At 39.3% G+C, this 3190-nt stretch carries 2 protein-coding genes; both read right to left on the reverse strand.

All coding sequences use genetic code 11. The annotated features are described in order from the left end of the window. Positions 1 to 1612: DUF4347 domain-containing protein (locus tag M595_RS30850; protein ID WP_023069772.1), on the reverse strand; the 1612-nt coding region annotated here is incomplete at its 3' end. A 1103-nt stretch (positions 1613 to 2715) separates the two neighbouring features. Further along, on the reverse strand, positions 2716 to 3190 hold a 475-nt coding region (locus tag M595_RS26985), incomplete at its 5' end, for a calcium-binding protein (RefSeq protein ID WP_023069771.1).

The raw sequence follows: 3190 nt of genomic DNA on the forward strand, positions 1-3190 counted from the left end.
CTTCTGTCTCTCCCGAATTTATTGTTGCGGTGTCATCGGCAGCTTCCGGGGGAACATTAACCCCCGATGCTCGATAAACAACACCCCCTCCCACCAAATCTAGACCTCCTCGCCGAGCCTCATCGCCTTGTTGATCGGAGGTGTCTAGAGGAAAGTCACTCAGTCCAACTAAGTCGTTTGTTGCGTCAATATCCGGCGGAAACAGAGAATACCCAAAAAACGCCTCACTCGTAGGATTAGCACCCAATAAATCTTCGTAGCTAACAAAAATACCCGCAATATTTTGAATGTTGGCGTCCGGGTCATTTAGTCGGGGTACTATTGTCGGGGCAAGATCTTCTTCACCTTCTTCTTGACGCAGAACGACCACTCTAAATCTAGTATCAGATATACCCCAATCAGCACCATTATTGGGAAAAGAGAGCAAATCCCCATATGCAGTCGGATTCCCTTGCTCGTCAATGGCAGTAATCGCTGCTATTTTGAACGGATCATTACCTCCCCGCTCTAAAATAAGGAAACCAATACCATCTAGATCCTCTTGATTTTGAGGAAACGGTAAACCTGATGTAGAAATATAGTCAACCCGTTCAATATTATTGACATTTCCATCCTGATTGCCTTGATTTGCGAAAATATTATCTGTACCCCGGTTAATAAATTCACTAAACAAAGCCGTTTCCATCGCCGGACCGTTAATGGTAGGTACGGCTAGCTCGGGGGCTAAGTTAACGTTTGTGTTAGTGCTATTGGGGGCTAGTTCGTACCAAATAATTTGGCGTCTGTCAGGTTCGGCGTTTGGATCTTGATTTTGATCGACCCGTCTTAATTCAAAGTCGTTCAGTATACCTGCTGATAAAAATTCGACACCGCCCTCAGTTTCAAAGCTGGTGACTTCTAGATTGTTACCCTCCCCAAAATTATAGGTGATTCCTTGATTTACAATCGTACTTTCTTCGGCATCTTGCTCCTGTGTTATTAGACTAGCAATGGGAAGAGCAAAAGTAGAATCATAATTGGCGATCGCTTCTGAAGTGAGTGCTAAAGAGACTTTAAATTCATCGGTTTTGACTTCTAGGTTCCAGTCTCCACCTAAACCTGAATAACCTGTTTTGTTAGCAGAAGCCGCAATTTTTGCCCCGGTTAAATTGTGTAATTTTTCAATAAATTCAATCCCGGCATCTCCTGCGGCAATGTTACAGCCATAGAGGATTAAATGGGGAACTGTCCAGGTTTTGAGTTCGTTGGCATAATGTTTTAGCGTATCTAGACTAAGTTGGGTATTACCCAGTTGTAAACAGCCAGGACTACCATGAGAAATAACATGAATTTCCGAAATATCTGTATATTCTTGCAGAGCTTGGCTAATTTGCTGAACTCCGTCTTGAGTTGGATTGAGGAGAATAATTTCCGCTCCCGGTACAACTTCTTTCAGTAGCTTTTCCCAATCTTCAACCTGAACATCAATAATAACAAGAAGGTGAATTTTTGAGAGACGAGACGCAAGAGAAAAACAAGTTTCTGTAGATTTTTTAACGTATTCCGGATCTGGGAACAGTGAACGAGAAAAGGTAGAGTAAAAAGTTTGAGTAGACCCTGAATTAAAAGACATCATTTTAGTTAGTACGAAAAACGACACTAGAGATTGACAACCCACCTGAAAGATTTCAGAGGATTCATTAATTGTGTAAAATTTTTCCGCCTCACAGGCAGAAGCAGAATATGATGTGGAACTGTGAAATTATAACTTATCTCTGAAACTAGCAATATAATGTAGATTTCTAGCTATTCATAGCCTTTGAGTTTCTACTTAATGAAGGATCGAGAAACGACAACTAACTTGACAAGTTAAAACCTGAATTTAGTCTAACTAAATTCTCTGTTTTCAGGTTTAGGGTAATCTAATAACAACACAAAGTTATCGGGTGTTAGATTGAATTGATTAGACAATTATCCCAATTTTTTCAGGTTATCTAACCCGATTAAATCGGAGAAGACTTCTAAATCTTAGTCAAAAGATTAGCTTAACTTATTAAACTCTTTTTTTTATTAAAACTTTAAATATATTTCTACAATTTAGCTTGACACTCGCCCAAAAAGATTTCTGATCTGGTAACTGAAATCTATTCATTTGCACCACTCCCCTATGACTGTCGTTAAGTATTAGAGTGATTTTACTGATTGTCTCAGCAAGATCACTTATAGATATAACTACTCCTAGTTATTTTTCACGTTTTGATTTATAGCAGTTAATAAACTGTCCTGTTATCCCTTGACAAAATGCCACTTTTATGGGGGTTAGACCTTGGTTTATTGATAAGTTTAAATAAAGGAATTTTTAATAATTTAATCTATAAATAGAGCATAACTTTTATCACTCTAAATCAATCGTTATTTGCAACATATCTTGAGAATTTTGTAATAGGCTTGAAAAGCTAAATTTTTAAAGTGGTTCTTCTGATTTGTTGAGCAAAAAAACTAGGATACTATAGCGCTACTTGAATCGGGAACAGGGAACACCGGATCAGGGAACAGTAGACTGTTAAAAGGTTCCAGGATTTATAAATGTCCTAACCTGAATGCGTAGTGCTATATATCAATACTCACACCTTAAAGTCTTACTTGAGTCTTCTGTTCAAATAAAAAGCAACAGCGATCGCTTAATTGGTTATCATGACTGATTCCCTATAGCGATCGCTGAAGTTAAAAGGCAAGTTAGCCCACAAAAGCAGTAAAGCTAGTTTCAGTTAAAGCACTCACTGATACATCATTGAGAATTGCCAACTGTTGATCATCGAGACTGATAATGGTAGAAGTACCATCAGTAGAAAGAGTTAACGCATCAAAAGTTAAACCGCCACCCAAAGCAATTAAATCAGTACCGAGTTGGAAATCTTGGATCGTGTCGGTCCCACTACCTGAGAACAGAATAAAGCGATCGCTACCACTTCCCCCAGAAATCAGGTCATTGCCTTGATCACCAAACAACCAATCATCGCCCAGTTCACCGGCTAAGGTATCTTCACCTAAACCCCCAAACAGAGTATCACTATCTTCTCCCCCACAGAGACGATCTTGGTCTTCATTCCCAAATAGGATGTCATTACCACTACCCCCACAGATAGTATCTCGTCCGGGAAGTGTACTAATGGTTTCGTTGTCGTTAAGATCACCATAGATCGTATCGTTA

It is taken from the genome of Lyngbya aestuarii BL J, from assembly GCF_000478195.2.
Lineage (GTDB): Bacteria > Cyanobacteriota > Cyanobacteriia > Cyanobacteriales > Microcoleaceae > Capilliphycus > Capilliphycus aestuarii.